The 1,374-nt window shown below is 60.0% G+C and carries 1 protein-coding gene; it reads right to left on the reverse strand.

Annotated features, from left to right (window positions below; translation table 11 throughout):
• Positions 1 to 1,374: DUF5934 domain-containing protein (locus tag GOX53_RS29390; protein ID WP_171182415.1), on the reverse strand; the 1,374-nt coding region annotated here is incomplete at both ends.

The raw sequence follows: 1,374 nt of genomic DNA on the forward strand, positions 1-1,374 counted from the left end.
ACTTCGGGGTGCCCTCACCCTTGAGCAGATCCCAGGCCTCATCGATGACGATGCCCACCCGTGTCGCGCGCGATGTCCCGTGCATCAACTCGGTGCCGACGAACATGACGATCTGCAGGACAACCGCCTCCAGACCGCGCTGGCCCTTGATGTCGCTGAGCTCGACAACGGTCAGCGCATCATCGAGCTTGATATTAGCTGGCCCTTCAAAATACGCGCCGTACATGCCTCCCCGCGAATAGGCATTGAGCTTCAGCACGATGTCCGGAAGCCGTTCGTCGGTGTTGGCCCGCTCCGCGAGATAATCCCGCACGTCGGTGATCTCGCCCTCCGGTCCCTTGGCATCCCAGACGGCGGTGATCGCTTCGGCAATGTATTCCTCTTCGATCTCTTCGACCCGGCCAGCGCGATAATCCCCAAGCCGCGCCATGGTCACCACCACCTGGGTGATAAGCAGGATCGCGGACGCACGGTATTCTTCGTTCTTCGGATCCTTCGCGTCATTATTCATGGCATTCGCATCGAGAAGCGAAAACGGGTTCAGCCGGTTCTTGGTCTTGCCGTCAAAGGCGATGTGCTTGCCACCGAGGATCTCGGCGGTCGTCTTGAACGAATAGCCATCGTCGATGATCAGGACATGGCCCCCGGTCGAGACGATGCCAAAGGCCAGCTCCTGCATGAACACGGACTTGCCGGAGCCGGAGGTGCCGGTCACCGTCATGTTGAAGTTTTCCGGACTTTTGAAGTTGTCGAACTGGAACACCTGGCCCTGCCGACCCAGCAGCAACATGCCGGGCCCGCGCGAGTTGCCTGTCCATTCACCATGCAGCGGCATGAACGCCATCGCAGCGGAGCCCTTGAGCAGCCGCATGCGCTGATTGCGCTTGAAATCCACCATCATCTTCGACGAACAGCCAAAGGGAAGGCTGGCCAGAAACAGCGGCAGCTGCAGGTAGGTGTCCTTCGACATCCGGATGCGTTGGCGGCGATAGATAGATTCCATCTCCGAGGCCGCGATCTGCCCGTCGGCGGGCCCGCCCCGGCCATAGGCCACCACCGTATAAAGCGTTTCGAACAACCGCTCGCCGGACTGGATCTCCTGATCGAGATTGTCGAATTCGCGCTTCTTCTCTCCAAACCGGGGCGTGAACTTCGACCAATTGCTGCTCTCGGCGTGTTCGTTCTTGCCCCGCCTGCCGACGATAAACGAGGACGTCTTCTGTACGCTCATTGCCTGCATGGTGAAGGACGTCAGAACCGGGCCGATGGGCCTGTCCATCAATCGAACTGCATCACCATTGAGAGACAGGCCAAGCCCGAAGGCCCATTCCGGCGGATAGGCGGTGATCGAGGACACCGTGGCCGACAGGTCGG

It is taken from the genome of Ruegeria sp. HKCCD8929 (assembly GCF_013031405.1).
In the GTDB taxonomy this organism is placed as follows: Bacteria; Pseudomonadota; Alphaproteobacteria; order Rhodobacterales; family Rhodobacteraceae; genus Ruegeria.